At 71.7% G+C, this 15192-nt stretch carries 15 protein-coding genes; 5 read left to right on the top strand and 10 right to left on the bottom strand.

Annotated elements, in window-relative coordinates; translation table 11 throughout:
- Nucleotides 1-89: 89 nt before the first annotated feature.
- On the top strand, nucleotides 90-1895 hold the full coding sequence (locus C2865_RS09590) for a beta-propeller domain-containing protein (RefSeq protein ID WP_232835479.1): 1806 nt from the start codon (nucleotides 90-92) through the stop codon (nucleotides 1893-1895).
- A gap of 60 nt (nucleotides 1896-1955) precedes the next feature.
- On the opposite strand, the gene C2865_RS09585 is transcribed toward C2865_RS09590, so the two are convergent.
- The 3 genes from C2865_RS09585 to C2865_RS09575 are packed head-to-tail and all read right to left on the bottom strand — an operon-like array spanning nucleotide 1956 to nucleotide 4808.
- Nucleotides 1956-3008, bottom strand: a complete 1053-nt coding sequence (locus C2865_RS09585; RefSeq protein ID WP_106398003.1) for a D-alanine--D-alanine ligase family protein — start codon at nucleotides 3006-3008, stop codon at nucleotides 1956-1958.
- A gap of 50 nt (nucleotides 3009-3058) precedes the next feature.
- On the bottom strand, nucleotides 3059-4066 hold the full coding sequence (locus C2865_RS09580; protein WP_106398002.1) for an NAD(P)H-dependent glycerol-3-phosphate dehydrogenase: 1008 nt from the start codon (nucleotides 4064-4066) through the stop codon (nucleotides 3059-3061).
- A gap of 22 nt (nucleotides 4067-4088) precedes the next feature.
- Nucleotides 4089-4808, bottom strand: a complete 720-nt coding sequence (locus tag C2865_RS09575) for a lysophospholipid acyltransferase family protein (protein WP_106398001.1) — start codon at nucleotides 4806-4808, stop codon at nucleotides 4089-4091.
- A 90-nt stretch (nucleotides 4809-4898) separates the two neighbouring features.
- Here C2865_RS09575 and cofC point away from each other — a divergent pair, with 90 nt between their 5' ends.
- Together cofC and C2865_RS09565 are read left to right on the top strand one after the other, a co-directional pair.
- Nucleotides 4899-5519, top strand: a complete 621-nt coding sequence (gene cofC, locus C2865_RS09570) for a 2-phospho-L-lactate guanylyltransferase (protein ID WP_232835478.1) — start codon at nucleotides 4899-4901, stop codon at nucleotides 5517-5519.
- A gap of 23 nt (nucleotides 5520-5542) precedes the next feature.
- The gene (locus C2865_RS09565) at nucleotides 5543-5743 is read left to right on the top strand and encodes a hypothetical protein (RefSeq protein ID WP_106397999.1); all 201 of its coding nucleotides are present in this window, start codon (nucleotides 5543-5545) and stop codon (nucleotides 5741-5743) included.
- 404 nt (nucleotides 5744-6147) lie between these two features.
- Here C2865_RS09565 and C2865_RS09560 read toward each other — a convergent pair whose 3' ends face one another.
- The 4 genes from C2865_RS09560 to leuC form a co-directional block, all read right to left on the bottom strand.
- Nucleotides 6148-6426 carry an HU family DNA-binding protein gene (locus tag C2865_RS09560; protein ID WP_106397998.1) on the bottom strand — a complete coding sequence of 93 codons (279 nt, stop codon included), beginning with the start codon at nucleotides 6424-6426 and terminating at the stop codon, nucleotides 6148-6150.
- A gap of 159 nt (nucleotides 6427-6585) precedes the next feature.
- Entirely contained in the window at nucleotides 6586-6825 is a 240-nt protein-coding gene (locus C2865_RS09555) for an SCO5555 family protein (RefSeq protein ID WP_106397997.1), read from the bottom strand.
- Between the two features lie 174 nt (nucleotides 6826-6999).
- A complete protein-coding gene (gene leuD, locus C2865_RS09550) occupies nucleotides 7000-7587 on the bottom strand; it encodes a 3-isopropylmalate dehydratase small subunit (RefSeq protein WP_106397996.1) in 588 nt (195 codons plus the stop codon).
- Nucleotides 7588-7599: 12 nt separating this feature from the next.
- Entirely contained in the window at nucleotides 7600-8997 is a 1398-nt protein-coding gene (gene leuC / locus C2865_RS09545; protein WP_106397995.1) for a 3-isopropylmalate dehydratase large subunit, read from the bottom strand.
- Nucleotides 8998-9093: 96 nt separating this feature from the next.
- Here leuC and C2865_RS09540 point away from each other — a divergent pair, with 96 nt between their 5' ends.
- Together C2865_RS09540 and C2865_RS09535 are read left to right on the top strand one after the other, a co-directional pair.
- Complete coding sequence (locus C2865_RS09540; protein ID WP_106397994.1) at nucleotides 9094-9816, top strand: IclR family transcriptional regulator; 723 nt, start codon at nucleotides 9094-9096, stop codon at nucleotides 9814-9816.
- 97 nt (nucleotides 9817-9913) lie between these two features.
- Nucleotides 9914-10879 (top strand): alpha/beta hydrolase, encoded by a 966-nt coding sequence (locus C2865_RS09535; RefSeq protein WP_106398650.1) that lies wholly within the window; start codon nucleotides 9914-9916, stop codon nucleotides 10877-10879.
- Nucleotides 10880-10923: 44 nt separating this feature from the next.
- Here C2865_RS09535 and C2865_RS09530 read toward each other — a convergent pair whose 3' ends face one another.
- Genes C2865_RS09530 through C2865_RS09520 form a run of 3 tightly spaced genes read right to left on the bottom strand, consistent with a single transcriptional unit; the run spans nucleotide 10924 to nucleotide 15113 of the window.
- Complete coding sequence (locus C2865_RS09530) at nucleotides 10924-11694, bottom strand: class I SAM-dependent methyltransferase (RefSeq protein WP_106397993.1); 771 nt, start codon at nucleotides 11692-11694, stop codon at nucleotides 10924-10926.
- Between the two features lie 46 nt (nucleotides 11695-11740).
- Nucleotides 11741-13474: an AMP-dependent synthetase/ligase gene (locus C2865_RS09525; protein ID WP_106397992.1), complete on the bottom strand. Its 1734-nt coding sequence runs from the start codon at nucleotides 13472-13474 to the stop codon at nucleotides 11741-11743.
- Between the two features lie 28 nt (nucleotides 13475-13502).
- Entirely contained in the window at nucleotides 13503-15113 is a 1611-nt protein-coding gene (locus C2865_RS09520; protein ID WP_106397991.1) for an AMP-binding protein, read from the bottom strand.
- Nucleotides 15114-15192 lie beyond the last annotated feature (79 nt).

Here is a 15192-nt window from a genome sequence, read left to right as displayed (position 1 = left end):
CCCACAAGTAATCGTCGTCTCACCATCCGAGATCACCTTTTCGGTGCAACGCCGGGTGCCGCCGGTCCCGTCCTGGAAGCATGCGACCCATGCGACGTGCTTTCACCGCTCTGCTCGGTGCCTCGGTGCTCCTGGCCGGCTGCCAGAGCGCTCCGGATCGCTCCTCCCAGTCCGGAGAGGCCCCTCCGATGCGGCTGGTCTCCTACTCCGGCTGCGACGAGCTGCTGGAGTCGCTGCGCGCCTCCGCCGCCGCCCGGGTCGGCCCGTTCGGTTTCGACCCGGGGTACGGGCTCTTCAGCCGCGACATGGCGGAGGCCGCCGGTCCGGCGCAGAAGAGCCTCGCCACCGCGAACGCCGCACCGCACTCGGGCACGAACGTGCACGAGGCCGGCGTGGACGAGCCCGACCTGGTGAAGACGGACGGCTCGCGCGTCTACACCGTCGCCGAAGGCCGCCTCCAGATCGTCGACGCGGCGACCCGCAAGGTCGTGCACCGGCTGAAGCTTCCCGAGGAGTTCCAGGGCTCGGCCGACCTCCTCATCAGCGGCGACCGCGCGCTGGTGATGCAGACCGGCTTCCCCTACCTCGCGCGTCCCGCCGCGGGCATCATGCCGGCGGGATCCGGTGCACTGAACGTCCTGTACGTGGATCTGGCCGAACCGAAGATCCTCGGCCGCCTGAAGGCGGAAGGCACGCTGGTGGACGCGAGGCAGGTCGGCTCGGTGGCGCGGCTCGTCATGCGTACCTCCCCCGACATCGACTTCCCGGACCTGGACTGGGGCCTTCCCGGCAAGCCGGAGCGCAAGGAGAAGCAGGCAGAGAAGCGCAACCGGGCGCTGGTGCGGAAGGCGCCACTGGAGGCCTTCCAGCCGCGCTACGACATCACGGTCGACGGGAGGCGGACCACCCACCGCGTGCCCTGCGAGCGCATCAGCCACCCGCAGGACGGCGCGGACTCCAAAGAGATCAACATGCTCACCGTCCTCACCGTGGACCTCACCAGGGGGTTCGGCGACGGCACTCCCGTCTCGGTGGTGGCCGACGGCGACACCGTCTACGGCACCGGGCGGAGCCTGTACGTGACGGGCTCGGCCTGGCAGAGGCCCGTCACCCGGATCCACCGGTTCGAGGTCGGCGACGGGCCCCCGCGCTACGCCGCCTCGGGCCAGGTGCGCGGGAGGCTGCTCAACCAGTACTCGATGTCGGAGCACGAGGGGCATCTGCGCGTCGCCGTCACCGACGATGACGAGAAGGTGAGCACCGTCCACGTGCTCGACGCCGACGGCGGCCCACTGCTGCGGGAGGTCGGCTCCCTGACGGGGCTGGGCCGGGGCGAGCAGATCTACGCGGTGCGGTTCGCGGGGACCCGCGGCTACGTGGTGACCTTCCGCCAGGTGGACCCCCTGTACGTCCTCGACCTCTCCCACCCGAGGCGGCCGAGGTCCCTGGGGGAGCTGAAGATCACCGGTTACTCCGCCTACCTGCACCCCACCGCCGCGGGGCGGCTGCTGGGCGTGGGCCGCGAGGCGAACGCCAAGGGACAGGCCCTGGGCGCCCAGATCTCGCTCTTCGACGTGACGGGCGCGCCCCGGCGCCTCTCCCGCCTCCACCTGCCGAAGATCTACGACACGCAGGTCGCCTACGACCAGCACGCCTTCCTCCACTGGCCGCGGACCGGCCTGACCGTCCTGCCCGACACCAACGGCAAGGCCCTCGTCCTGACCGTCAAGGACGACTCCATCACCCGCAGAGGCTCGGTGGGCCACCCCGGCGACGGCCACATCCAGCGCTCCCTCGTCATCGGCGACGCCCTGTGGACGATCTCCCACGCCGGCGTGAAGGTCAACGACGCCGCCACGCTCACCCAGCGCTCATGGACCCCCTGGAGGCGCTGACCCCGCGCGGCGCCGGGACGTGGACCCCCACCCGGCGCCGCCGCCCGAAGGCGGTAGGGCTCAGCGCAGGCCGACGGGGCGGCGCAGGGCCGTCTGGATCAGGCGGTCCACCAGGGACGGGTAGTCGACGCCGGTGGCCGCCCACATCTGGGGGAACGCCGAGGTCGGGGTGAAGCCGGGCATGGTGTTGATCTCGTTGAGCACCAGTTCGTGCCCGGGGGTGACGAAGAAGTCGACGCGGGCCAGGCCCTCGCAGCCCAGGGCGTCGAACGCCCGGACGGCGGTCTCGCGCAGGCGCTCGACGACCTCGGGCGGCAGGCCGGCCGGGATCTCCAGCCGGGAGGTCCCGTCCAGGTACTTGGTCTCGAAGTCGTAGAAGTCGTGCCGCCCGAGCATGACGATCTCGGCGGGCAGGCTCGCCTCGTTCGGGCCGTCCGCCACGCCCTCCAGCACCCCGCACTCCACCTCGAGGCCCTCGATCCCGGCCTCGACGATCAGCTTGGGGTCGTGCTCGCGGGCCGCCTCGATCGCCGGGACGAGGTCCTGCTCGCGGGTGACCCGGGAGATGCCCATGCTGGACCCGGCGCGGGCGGGCTTGACGAACACCGGCCAGCCGAGCTGCTTGATCTCGTCGAGCTTGCGCTCGCGCTCCAGCCGCCACTCGCGGTCGGTGACGATCACGTACGGGCCCACCGGCAGCCCCTGGGCCTGCCAGATCAGCTTCATGAACGCCTTGTCCATGCCGGCGGCGCTGGCCAGGACGCCCGCGCCGACGTACCGCACCCCGGCCAGCTCCAGCAGCCCCTGGATGGTGCCGTCCTCGCCGTACGGGCCGTGCAGCAGCGGCAGCACCACGTCGACCCCGTCGAGGGTGCGCTGCAGGTCCAGCTCCTCGGCGTCGCCGGGCACCTCGGGGAGCGTGCCGTCGGCGATGGCCAGGCTCCGCTCGCCGGGGACGCGCACCCAGCGCCCGTCGCGGGTGATGCCGACCGGCAGGACCTCGTAGCGGTCGCGGTCGATCGCGGCCAGCACGCCGCCCGCGGTGACGCAGGAGATCGCGTGTTCTGAACTACGGCCGCCGAACACCACGGCCACTCTGATCTTCTCGGGCATGATGCCTGACCCTACCGGCGGTCGGCCCGGGTCCCTCCCTCTCGCCCGAGCTATACCCCGTACCGCTCGGGTTTGGGCGAGCGCGTCATGAGTTTGAGGTAGGCCTCCTCGATGGGCACCCCGTCGTGCATGACCGCCGCCACCACCTCGGTGATCGGCATCTCCACGAAGTGCTTCCGGGCCAGGATCAGCACCGGCCGGGAGGACTTGACGCCCTCGGCGGTCTGCTTGGTCACCGCGATGACCTCCTCCAGGGTCATGCCCCGGCCGAGGTTCTCGCCGAACGTGCGGTTGCGCGAGTAGGGCGAACTGCAGGTCGCGACCAGGTCGCCGAGCCCGGCGAGCCCGGCGAAGGTCGGCTCCTGCGCGCCCAGCGCCACGCCCAGCCGGGTGATCTCGGCCAGGCCGCGGGTCATCAGCAGCGCCTTGGTGCTGTCGCCGAAGCCCAGGCCCGTGGCGATGCCGACGCACAGGGCGATGACGTTCTTGACCGCGCCGGCCAGCTCGCAGCCGACCACGTCGGTGCTGGTGTAGACCCGGAAGTAGGGCGTCATGCAGGTGGCCTGGAGCCGCTGCGCGGTCTCCTCGTCGGCGCAGGCCGCCACCGCCGCGCCCGGCTCGCCGCGGGCGATCTCCATCGCGAGGTTGGGCCCGCAGACCACGCCGATGCGCTCGGGCCCGGCGCCCAGCACCTCGGCGATCACCTCGGACATGCGCAGGGTGGTGCCGGACTCGATGCCCTTCATCAGGCTGACCAGCACCGCGTCGGACGGGATGTGCGGCGCCCAGGTCGCCAGGTTCTCCCGCAGGGTCTGGGCGGGCACCGCCAGGCAGACGAACTCGGCGCCCGCCAGCGCCTCGGCCAGGTCGGTGGTCGCCCGCAGCCCCTCGGGCAGCCGCACCTCCGGCAGGTACTCGCTGTTGGCGTGCCGCTCGTTGACGTCCTGCACCACCTCGGCCCTGCGGCCCCACAGCACGACCTCGCAGCCGGCGTCCACCAGGACCTTCGCGAAGACCGTCCCCCAGGACCCCGCGCCCATCACCGCAACCCGTGTCACGTCTGTCTACGCTCCCTCGCACCTACGGTTCCGGACGGACTTCCCTGTGATGGACATGCAGCTCCGGGGGCGGCTTCTGCCCGCGCAACTCGCCCAGCAGCTCCGCGATCGCCCGCATGATGTCGTCCGACGCCGCTCTGAGCGTATCGGCGTCCGGGGGGCGCCCCGTATGGACGGTCAGGTCCAAAGGCTCGCCGGCGAGCACGCTCATCGTCTTGCGCGGCAGCGGGCGCAGCCGCGAGCTGCGGTATCGCAGCAGGTCCTGCGCCCCCCAGTGGGCGATCGGGACGACCGGCGCCCCCGTCTCCAGGGCCAGCCGGGCGGCTCCGGTCCTGGCGGTCATCGGCCACAGGTCCGGGTCGCGGGTGCAGGTCCCCTCGGGGTAGAAGACCAGGCACTCCCCCGCGGCCAGCGCCTCGCGCGCGCCGTCGTAGGCGGCCGCGGCCTCGCCGGTGGCGCGGGCGACGGGGATCTGCCCGATCAGCTCCAGCAGCCGCCCGAGGAGCGGCACCCGGAACAGCACGTCCTTGGCGAGGAAGACGGGGAACCGCCCCGCCTCGTAGACGTAGTGGCCCAGGGCCAGCGGGTCGGCCTCCGACAGGTGGTTGGCCACCAGGATCACCCCGCCGGAGGCGGGTATCCGGTGCCGGCCGTGCCAGTCGCGGCGCAGCAGGAGGAACAGCAGGGGCCTCAGGAGAACGAGCGTGAACAGGCGCCACCCTCGGGAATACCGGTAGCTCATGAGGGAGGACACCCCCTTACGGCGGTCTGGCGGACGGACGGGGACCGCAACACAATAATCTCGCCCTTGATGTCAAAGAACCTCTGGTCAATGATCGTTCCGGTGAAGCGGCTGGAGCTGGGCAAGTCCCGGCTGGCGGCCGCCGCCGGGGCGTACCGGAGCGAGCTCGCCCTGGCCGTCGCGACGGACACCGTGGACGCGGCGCTGCGCTGCCCGGCGGTGGGCGCCGTGGTGGTCGTGACCGCAGATCCGCTGGCCGCCGGCAGGCTCGGCGGGCTGGGCGCGCTGGTCGTCCCGGAGGGCCCCGCGCCGGGTCTGAACGAGGCGCTGCGGCGGGGCGCGGAGCACGCCGGGCCGCTGGGCCTGGGCGTCGCCGCGCTGCAGGCGGACCTCCCGGCGCTGCGGCCCGCGGAGCTGCACGCCGTGCTGGCCGAGGCCGAGCTCCTCCCCCGCGCCTTCCTCCCCGACCGCGCCGGGATCGGCACGGTGCTCTACAGCGCCCGCCCCGGCGAGGTGTTCGCCCCGGCCTTCGGCGGGGCCTCCCGCGCCCGCCACCTGGCCCTGGGCGTGCCGGAGCTCGCTCCCGGGCCGGTCCCCAGCGTGCGGACGGACGTCGACACCCTGGCCGACCTGCGGGCCGCTCTGGAGCTGGGCGTCGGGCCGCACACCGCGGCGGTCGCCGAGCGGATCCTGGCGGCGCTTCCCCGTTGAGGCGGCCGGGTAGGCTGCCGGGCATGCAGGCCACCGTGAAGGACTTCGACCCCGCCGGACGCTCGGGCAGCGTGCTGCTCGACGACGGGAGCGAGCTGCCGTTCGACGCCGCGGCCTTCGACGCGGGCGGGCTGCGGTTGTTGCGGTTCGGCCAGCGGGTCAACCTCGCCTGGGACGGCGAGCGCGTCACCGCGCTCACCCTCTCGACGCTCCCCCTGCCCTAAGGTCTGTTTCAAAGTCGCTGAAACAGTCCGGTGCCCGATGGCGTCTGTCCGGCGGGGTCCCTTGCGGGCCCCTGTCCGGGGTCGGCGCCACTGGCGTTCCGGAATCGGCCGGGCAGAGGCCGCTCGCAGGTGAGAGCGGCCGCCTTCCTGCCCTTCCCCCGTCAGTGCGGGATGGGGTCGATGAAGGTTGACCCGGCCGGGGCTCCTTGCAGCCCCACCACAAACCTTACACAGGGTGTTCATTTAAGCGCAAGGAGTCGCCAAAGTTCTTCCGCAGAGAACTTTGAAACAGGCCCGAGGACCGCGCCGCCTCGTGGCAGCGTCCGCGAGGGCGCTCCGGCGGACGCCCGGGAAAGGGAACGCCCGCACGCGGAACGTGCGGGCGCTCTTCCGGCGGGCGGGTGTTACTTGCCCGCGACCAGGTTCTTGAAGTCGGCCCCGGCCTTGAACTTGGGCACCGAGGTCGCGGGGACCTCGATCGTCTTGCCGGTCGCGGGATTCCGCGCGGTACGGGCGGGGCGGTCCGCCTTCTCGAACGAACCGAATCCCGTGATGGCCACCTTCTCGCCCTTGGCCACCGTCGCCTGGATCGTGTCGAGGACCGCGTCCACGGCTTCGGCGGCCTCCTTCTTGCTGCCGCTCAGCCGTTCGGCGATCGCGTCGACCAGCTCACGCTTGTTCATAGGGTTTGCTCCTCCGGTTACCCCGTTGCGCCCCCGAAACTAAGGGCATCCAGGCAGGCGCACAATCACCCCGTGGCGAGTTTTCCCATGTCATGGCCGAAACCATCGAGAGAAATCACCGGTTCTATTGGGATTCGTTGGGAATTGCCCGGGGCGTGCTCACTCCGGTTCGACGCCCCGGTCCAGCTCGTCGAGGAAGACCGCCAGCCGCCGCGCGGCCAGTTCCTGGTCCCGCTTGGCCAGGTCGGTGATCGCCAGCAGGTGGCGGTGCAGCCGCATCCGCGCCTGGCGCGGCAGCACCGAGATCCGCTCGTGGGCCGCCCGCAGCCGGGCGGCCAGCAGCGTCAGCTCCGGGTCCTCCCAGGCCGGGCCCGACGGCCAGATCTCACTCACGCCCATGCCGTCATTGTCGCAGTGCGGCGATCATCGGCCCCGCGCCGCCCCCTGCGCAACGGCCGCGGAACGCGACGCGCACCCCGCGGAAAGGTGCTTCCGCGGGGTGCGCGCCCGTGATGCAGGCCCGGCCCGGCTCGTGGCCCGGGGGACCGTTCTCGGCCCTGGTGCGGGCCGGGTCTACTGGGTGACCGGCAGCCAGGACGCCCGGGTGGCCTCGAAGGCCTCGATGTCCTCGGCGTGCCGCAGGGTCAGGCCGATGTCGTCCAGACCCTCCATCAGCCGCCAGCGGGTGTAGTCGTCCAGGTCGAAGGAGGCGGTGAGGCCGCCGGAGCGCACCTCGCGCCTCTCCAGGTCGACGGTGATCTCGGTGGCCGGGTCCTTCTCCACCGCGTCCTGCAGCTCACCGACGGTCTTCTCGTCCAGGATGACGGGCAGCAGGCCCATCTTGGTGGAGTTGTTGCGGAAGATGTCGCCGAACCGGGAGGCGATGACCACCCGGAAGCCGTACTGCTGCAGCGCCCAGACGGCGTGCTCGCGGGAGGAGCCGGTGCCGAAGTCCGGGCCCGAGACCAGGACGGTGGCGCCCTCGTAGGCCGGGTTGTTCAGCACGAACTCCGGGTCCTCGCGCCAGGCGGAGAACAGGCCCTTCTCGAAGCCGGTACGGGAGACCTGCTTCAGCCACACCGCCGGGATGATCTGGTCGGTGTCGACGTTGCTGCGCCGCAGCGGCACCGCACGACCCGTGTGAACCGTGAACTTTTCCATCAGAAGTCCTCCTTACAGGTCGGCGGGAGCGGCCAGGCGGCCCTTGACGGCGGTGGCCGCGGCGACGGCGGGCGACACCAGGTGGGTGCGGCCGCCGGGGCCCTGCCTGCCTTCGAAGTTGCGGTTGGAGGTCGAGGCGCTGCGCTCGCCCGGGGTCAGCTTGTCGGGGTTCATCGCCAGGCACATCGAGCAGCCGGCCTCGCGCCACTCCGCGCCCGCCTCGACGAAGACCTTGTCCAGGCCCTCGGCCTCGGCCTCCTTCTTCACCTGGACCGAGCCGGGGACGATCAGCGCGCGCACGCCGTCGGCGACCTTGCGGCCCTTGAGCACCTCGGCGACGGCCCGCAGGTCCTCCAGGCGGCCGTTGGTGCACGAGCCCACGAAGACCGTGTCGACCGCGACCTCGCGCAGCGGGGTGCCGGCCTGCAGGCCCATGTACTCCAGGGCGCGCTCGGCGGCCTGCTTCTGGATCGGGTCCTCGAAGTCCTCGGGCGAGGGCACGGTCGCGCCCAGCGGCACGCCCTGGCCGGGGTTGGTGCCCCAGGTGACGAACGGGGTCAGGGTGGAGGCGTCGATGACGACCTCCTTGTCGAAGACCGCGTCGTCGTCGGTGCGCAGGGTCTTCCAGTACTCGACGGCCTTGTCCCAGTCCGCGCCCTGGGGCGCGTGGGGGCGGCCCTTGAGGTAGGCGAAGGTGGTCTCGTCGGGGGCGATCATGCCGGCGCGGGCGCCCGCCTCGATGGACATGTTGCAGACCGTCATGCGGCCTTCCATCGACAGGGAGCGCACGGCCTCGCCGCGGTACTCGATGATGTAGCCCTGGCCGCCGCCGGTGCCGATCTCGGCGATGACCGCCAGGACCAGGTCCTTGGCGGTGACGCCCGGCGGCAGCGCGCCCTCGACGGTGACGGCCATCATCTTCGGCTTGACCTGCGGCAGCGTCTGGGTGGCCAGCACGTGCTCGACCTCGGAGGTGCCGATGCCGTGGGCGAGCGCGCCGAACGCGCCGTGGGTGGAGGTGTGGGAGTCGCCGCACACCACCGTCATGCCGGGCTGGGTCAGGCCCAGCTGCGGGCCGATGACGTGCACGATGCCCTGGCCGGCGTCGCCCATGGGGTGCAGGCGCAGGCCGAACTCGGCGGCGTTCTTGCGCAGCGTCTCGACCTGGGTGCGCGAGACCAGGTCGGCGATCGGCAGGTGGATGTTCTGGGTGGGGACGTTGTGGTCCTCGGTGGCGATGGTCAGGTCCGGGCGGCGGACCTTGCGGCCGGTGAGGCGCAGCCCGTCGAACGCCTGGGGCGAGGTGACCTCGTGGACCAGGTGCAGGTCGATGTAGAGAAGGTCCGGCTCGCCCTCCACGTGACGCACGACGTGTGCGTCGTAAACCTTCTCGGCCAGTGTGCGGCCCATCGTTCCCACCTCTCCGTCGAGTCCGGCTGCGTTCGCTGCGACCCTTCCAGGTCACCCCGAGTTGCGTCTCAAGTATCGAGACGGCAATATCGAGGTATGGACAACTCTAGCGGAGTCGGCGTACTGGATAAAGCGGTTCTGGTCCTCAACGCCCTGGAAGCCGGCCCCGCGTCGCTCGCCCAGCTGGTCAGCGCGACCGGCCTGGCCCGCCCCACCGCCCACCGGCTGGCCGTCGCGCTGGAGCACCACCGCATCGTCCACCGCGACACGCAGGGCCGGTTCATCCTCGGCCCCCGGCTGGCCGAGCTGGCCGTGGCGGCCGGCGAGGACCGGCTGCTGGCCATCGCCCAGCCCGTCCTGACCCAGCTGCGCGACCTCACCGGCGAGTCGGCCCAGCTCTACCGCAGGCAGGGCGACGTGCGGGTGTGCGTCGCCGCGGCGGAACGCTCCAGCGGCCTGCGCGACACCGTGCCGGTGGGCGCCGCGCTGCCCATGACCGCGGGCTCGGCCGCGCAGATCCTGCTCGCCTGGGAGGAGCCCGACCGGCTGCACCGGGGGCTGCGCGGCGCCAAGTTCACCGCCGCGGCCCTGGCCTCGGTGCGCCGCCGCAACTGGGCGCAGTCGGTGGGCGAGCGCGAGCCGGGGGTGGGCTCGGTCTCGGCCCCGGTGCGCGGCAGCGGCGGCCGGGTCATCGCCGCCATCTCGGTCTCCGGCCCGCTGGAGCGGCTCAGCCGCTCCCCCGGCCGGGTGCACGCGGCCCCCGTCGTCGCCGCCGCGGAGCGGATCAGCGAGGCGATGCGGCGCGGCGCCCAGGCCTAGGGCGGGCGTGACCCCCGGCACATTGACTGGCCGTCCAATAGGTGGGACGCTCCGGCGCAGACGATATGCGATGAGCGTTCGATAATTGGAGGCCCCCGTGGAACCCGTCGTCGAGATGCGGAAGGGCATCAGTCTCCGGGCCCGGCTGTTCGTGCGCTTCCTGCGGCTGACCCTCCGGCCGCTGATGCTCCACGCGCCCTTCACCCCGCGCGTCCTGCGCTACATGTACCTGGTCGACGCGCTGGCGTTCTTCTTCGTCTCGCCGCGCGGGACCAGGAAGCAGAAGGTGGCCTTCGACGGGTTCAAGGCCGAGCTGGTCTGCGGGCCGGGGGTCAAGGGCGCCGACCGGATCATCCTCTACTTCCACGGCGGCGGCTTCATGGTCGCGGGCCTGAACACCCACCGCCGGCTGGTCTCGCGGATCTCCGCCGCGGCGGGCGCCCCGGCGCTGTCGGTGGCCTACCGCCAGCTCCCGGAGGCCAACCTCGCCGGCAGCGTGGACGACTGCGTCACCGCCTACCGCCACCTCCTGGACCGGGGCTACCGGCCCGAGCAGATCATCGTCGCGGGCGACTCCGCCGGGGGCTTCCTGTCCCTGGCCGCCCCGCTGAAGGCGATCAGTGAAGGGCTGCCCGCGCCCGGCGGCATCGTCGCGATCTCACCGCTGACCGACCTGGACGACGCCGCCAAGCTCGCGCACGAGAACCTGAGGCTGGACGCCTTCATCCCCGGCACCAGGCTGGGCGTGCTGCGCGAGCTGGTCCTGCGCGACATGGTGCCCGACCCGCTGCACTCCCCCGTCAACGGCGCCCTGGCCGACCTCCCGCCCGTCCTCATCCACGCGGGTTCGACCGAGATCCTGCGGGCGGACGCCGAGCTCATGGCCGAGCGCCTGGCCGCCGCGGGCGTCCCGGCGACGCTGACGCTCTGGGACCGCCAGCCGCACGTCTTCCAGATCTTCGCCGACCTCTGCCCCGAGGGTCTCGCGTCCATCGCCGAGATCGGCGCCTTCGTCCGCGCCCTCCCCCGCTCCCGCGAGGCGTCCGAGGCCGAGGTGGCCTGACGTGCCGGGGGCGGCCCCCGGCCGCCCCCCGCGGCCGCCCGTGCTCAGAGCGCCGTGATCCGGATCTTGCTCTGCTTGTGGGGGTTCTTCTCCCAGTCGTACATGAACCTGGCCTGGAGGCCGTGCTTGGCGGCCAGGTCGACCAGGGTCTCGGTGCGGTAGTAGAAGTCCTCGCGCAGCACCTGGTGCTCGGCCAGCTCGGTGCGGTCGAAGGTGAAGTCGAAGAACCCCTCCGGGCTCAGGATGCGGCCGACGTGCGCGAAGCACTCCTCGACGATCTCCAGCGGGGTGTGGGAGAAGACGCTGTGCGCGTGCACGACGTCGAAGTGCGCGTCGGGCAGCCAGCCGAAGGTGAGGTCCTTGACCAGGTGCAGGTTCGGCAGCTTGTCCTGCAGCTCGTAGCGGATGACGGTGTCGTTGGCGGCCAGCAGGATGTCGGGCGAGATGTCGAGGCCGTAGTAGTTGCCTGCGTCCAGGTGCTCGATGATGCGCCAGCCGGCGCGCAGGTTGCCGCAGCCGATCTCCAGCACCCGGTGGTGCGGCTCCAGGCCGTGCGACACCAGGTACTCGAACTGCAGGAGGCCGTTGCGCAGCCAGCTCTCCTCGGTCGGGCTGCCGACCGCCTTGTACGGGCTCTTCTCGGTGACGTCCGACCGCATGACCTCGCGGTAGTAGGCCACATGGTCCGGTGCGCCCGCGCGCAGGATGAGGTCGCGGGCGTACCGGCTCACGTAAGGGCGGATCCGGTCGGGATTCCGGATCGCGTACTGGATCTGGTACAGCAGGCTGGAACGCTGACGGCGCGTGTAGGTCATGCAGAATTCGTACACCCTGCGTGACGCGAGCGCCACTAAGCGTTCACTATGCGTAGAGGGCGTCGATCTCCGCGGTGTACTTCTCGGCGATCGGGCGGCGCCGCAGCTTCATGGTCGGGGTCAGCTCCTCGCCGCCCGGCTCCCAGTAGGACGGCAGGATCGTGAACTTCTTGATCTGCTCGACCCGCGAGAGCCTGGCGTTGGCGGCGTCGACGCCGGCCTGGACCTCCTCCAGCACGCGGGCGTCCTTGGCCAGGACGGCGGGATCGGCCTCCAGCCCGTACTTCGCCGCCACCAGGGCCGCCGCGTCGGGGTCGAGGCAGAGCAGCGCCACGTTGTAGGGCCTGGCCTCGCCGATGACGACGATGCCGCCGAGCAGCGGGGAGTTCGCCCGGATGGTGTTCTCGATGTTCGACGGCGACATGTTCTTGCCGGCCGCGTTGATCATGATCTCTTTCTTGCGGTCGACGATGGTGACGTACCCGTCGCCGTCGATCGTGGCGATGTCGCCGGTGTGCAGCCAGCCGTCGGCGTCGATGGTCTCGGCGGTCTTCTGCGGGTCGTTGCGGTAGCCCTTCATGACCCACGGGCCGCGGACGAGCAGCTCGCCGTCCTCACCGAGCTTCACCTCCATGCCGTCCAGCGGGACGCCGACGGTGCCGACCTTGACCTTGCCGACCGGGTTGCAGGTGGCCACCGAGGTCACCTCGGTCATGCCCCAGCCCTCGACGATGTTCAGGCCCATCGCCAGGAAGAACTCCAGGGTCTCCTTGGGGATGGCGGCCGCGCCGGAGAAGGCGTAGCGCATCCGGTCCAGGCCCAGCAGCGCGCGGATGTTGGCGAAGACGACCTCGTCGACGAACTCGTACTCCGCCAGCAGCTGCTCGGGCACCTCCTCGCCGGCCTGCTCCAGGGCGACCTTGCGCAGGCCCACCTCGAAGGCGCCCTCGACGGCCTTGCGCTTGTCCTCCTCGGCGCCGGCCAGCATCGCCTGGATGCCGTTCTTCATCTTCTCCCACACGCGCGGGACCGCGACCCAGACGTCGGGGTGGACCTCGGTGAGCGCGCCGAGGATCCCGGTCATGTCCGCGACGCAGGTCACGACCGTGCCCTGCCACATGTGCATCCAGTGGCTGCCCATGCGGTCCACGGCGTGCGCGGCCGGCAGGTAGGAGGTGACGTTGTCGCCCCGGCGGACGGGGTAGCCCTTCTGGAAGGCCTCGATGTTGGCCAGCACCGTCCGGTGGGTGACCTCGACGCCCTTGGGCGGGCCGGTGGTGCCGGAGGTGTAGATGAGGGTGACGACGCTCTCGGGGTCGACGGCCTTCCAGGCGGCCTCGAAGTCGAACTCGTCGTCGGTCTCCAGCGAGCCGAGGTCCGCCACGTCGATCAGGTGGTCGGTCGAGGCGGCGCCGCCCTCGGTGATCCTGCCGATGAACTGCTCCTCGGCCACCACGACCTTCGGCCCGGCGTGGCCGATGATGTAGGCGATCTGCTCGGGCGAGCTGGTGTTGTAGACCGAGAACGGGATCGCGCCCAGGTGCAGGGCGGCGCTGTCCACGAAGTGGAACTCGGGCCGGTTGGTCAGCATCATCGCGACCCGGTCGCCGGCCCGCACCCCCAGCCTGCGCAGGGCCCGTGCGGTCCGTTCGACCTCGGCGGCGTACTGGGTCCACGTGTAGACGGCGGCGTCACCGGGAGTGCGCAGCGCGACCGCGTCCGGCAACGCGTCCGCGGTCCGGTGGAACGCCTCGACCAGGGTCCTGGGAGTGGGGGACATGCTCGCTCCTGCGGTTGGAGTTTCTCTGCTACTGGATGAGAGAGCGTGCGGCGGCGTAGTCCGCCTTGCCGTTGGGCAGGCGCAGGCCGTCCTCGGTCCGGATGAAGCTCTTGGGCACCTTGTAGCGGGCCAGGCGGGCGGCGCAGGCCTGCCTGAGGTGCTCGTCGCTCAGCTCCTCGGCGAGCCGGACGACGGCGACGATCTCGGTCCCCCAGCGCTCGCTGGGACGGCCCAGCACCAGCGCCTCGGCCACGCCGGGGACGGCCCGCACGACCGCCTCGACCTCCTCGGCGAAGACCTTCTCGCCGCCGGTGTTGATGGTCATGGAGTCGCGGCCGTGCATCTCGACGAACCCGTCGGCGCGCAGCCTGGCCCGGTCGCCGGGGATGACGCAGCGGTAGTCGCCGATCCGCACGAAGGTCGCCGTCGTCTTCTTCGGGTCGCCCAGGTAGCCCAGCGGGATGGACCCGCCCTTGGCCAGCCAGCCCAGCTCGTCCTCGCCCGGTTCCAGTTTCCGGGTGCGGTCCTGGCTGAGCACCGCGGCCCCGGGGGTCGGCAGGAAGGGGGTGTCGGCGCCGCCCGTCCGGGTGATCTGGAAGCCGCTCTCGGAGGAGCCGACGATGTCGATGATGCGGGTGCCGGGCAGCAGTTCGGCCAGCCGCGCCTTGGTGACGGGGTTGATCGCGGCGCCGGAGTTGACGATCTGGCGCAGCCGGGGCAGCTCCCGCGGCCTGCTCTCCAGCTCGGCCACCAGCGGGCGGACGAAGGCGTCGCCGATGACGGGCATCCGGGAGACGCCCTCCCGTTCCAGGAGGTCCACGGCGCTCGCGATGTCGAGCCGGTCGACGACGTCGGGCAGCAGCACGGTCGCGCCGCCCAGCCAGCCGCCGAGCGAGACCCAGGTGCCCGAGCCGTGCATCATCGGCGGCAGCACCAGCACCTTGGCGGTCTTGCGCGCCTCGGCCGCCTCGACGGCCTCCGCCACGGAGGCGTAGGGGTCTCCGTCGCGGCGGCGCAGGCCCAGCGGTCCGTCGACCAGGTCGGCGATGCGCCACAGCACGCCCTTGGGCATGCCGGTCGTGCCGCCGGTGTAGAGGATGTGCAGGTCGTCGCCGCTCGGGGTGACGGGAGGCGGCTCGGCGGAGGCGGCGGCGAGCGCCTCCTCGTAGTCCAGCGCGCCCGGCAGCAGGGCGTTGCCGGAGTCGTCGGCGACCTGCAGCAGCAGGGGCCTCGTGGCCAGCTTCGGCAGGACCTCGGCCAGGGTCGGCGCGTAGGTCGCGTGGTAGAGGATCGCCTTCGGCCCGGCGTCGGCGAACAGGTACTCCAGCTCGTCGCCGACGTAGCGGTAGTTGACGTTGAAGGGCGCCACGCGCGCCCGGTGCGCGCCGACCAGGCCCTCCAGGTAGGCCTGGCTGTTGTGCAGGTACAGGGCGAGGTGGTCGTGGTGGGACTCCCACGCCTCGCCCGGCTCGCCGTTGCGGCCGAGGCCGTGGTCGTGCAGGACGCGGGCGAGCGCCCGCACTCTCCCTGAGATCTCCCCGAACGTCCACCGGCGGCCGCGCCAGACGAGCGCGTCCCGGTCGGGGACGGCCTCGGCGATCGCTTCGAAGACAGTGGCCAGGTCAAGCTGCGGGGTCATCCCGGAGTCCTCCTTGTCGCGCCTGGGCGACAGTAAACCATTACTTACCTCCCAGGCGGTACGCGAGGGTCATCCTCCT

Origin of the sequence: Actinocorallia populi (genome assembly GCF_002995495.1) — a bacterium.
GTDB classification, from domain to species: domain Bacteria; phylum Actinomycetota; class Actinomycetes; order Streptosporangiales; family Streptosporangiaceae; genus Actinocorallia; species Actinocorallia populi.
The sequence above is the reverse complement of the archived record's forward strand: the minus strand, read 5'-3'. Positions and strand labels throughout refer to the sequence as shown.

Coding starts and splice junctions, on each gene's coding strand:
- C2865_RS09590 (WP_232835479.1), top strand. CDS start 90: ATGCGACGTGCTTTCACCGCTCTGCTCGGTGCCTCGGTGCTCCTGGCC.
- C2865_RS09585 (WP_106398003.1), bottom strand. CDS start 3,008: ATGCCCGAGAAGATCAGAGTGGCCGTGGTGTTCGGCGGCCGTAGTTCA.
- C2865_RS09575 (WP_106398001.1), bottom strand. CDS start 4,808: ATGAGCTACCGGTATTCCCGAGGGTGGCGCCTGTTCACGCTCGTTCTC.
- cofC (WP_232835478.1), top strand. CDS start 4,899: ATGATCGTTCCGGTGAAGCGGCTGGAGCTGGGCAAGTCCCGGCTGGCG.
- C2865_RS09565 (WP_106397999.1), top strand. CDS start 5,543: ATGCAGGCCACCGTGAAGGACTTCGACCCCGCCGGACGCTCGGGCAGC.
- C2865_RS09560 (WP_106397998.1), bottom strand. CDS start 6,426: ATGAACAAGCGTGAGCTGGTCGACGCGATCGCCGAACGGCTGAGCGGC.
- C2865_RS09555 (WP_106397997.1), bottom strand. CDS start 6,825: ATGGGCGTGAGTGAGATCTGGCCGTCGGGCCCGGCCTGGGAGGACCCG.
- leuD (WP_106397996.1), bottom strand. CDS start 7,587: ATGGAAAAGTTCACGGTTCACACGGGTCGTGCGGTGCCGCTGCGGCGC.
- leuC (WP_106397995.1), bottom strand. CDS start 8,997: ATGGGCCGCACACTGGCCGAGAAGGTTTACGACGCACACGTCGTGCGT.
- C2865_RS09540 (WP_106397994.1), top strand. CDS start 9,094: ATGGACAACTCTAGCGGAGTCGGCGTACTGGATAAAGCGGTTCTGGTC.
- C2865_RS09530 (WP_106397993.1), bottom strand. CDS start 11,694: ATGACCTACACGCGCCGTCAGCGTTCCAGCCTGCTGTACCAGATCCAG.
- C2865_RS09525 (WP_106397992.1), bottom strand. CDS start 13,474: ATGTCCCCCACTCCCAGGACCCTGGTCGAGGCGTTCCACCGGACCGCG.
- C2865_RS09520 (WP_106397991.1), bottom strand. CDS start 15,113: ATGACCCCGCAGCTTGACCTGGCCACTGTCTTCGAAGCGATCGCCGAG.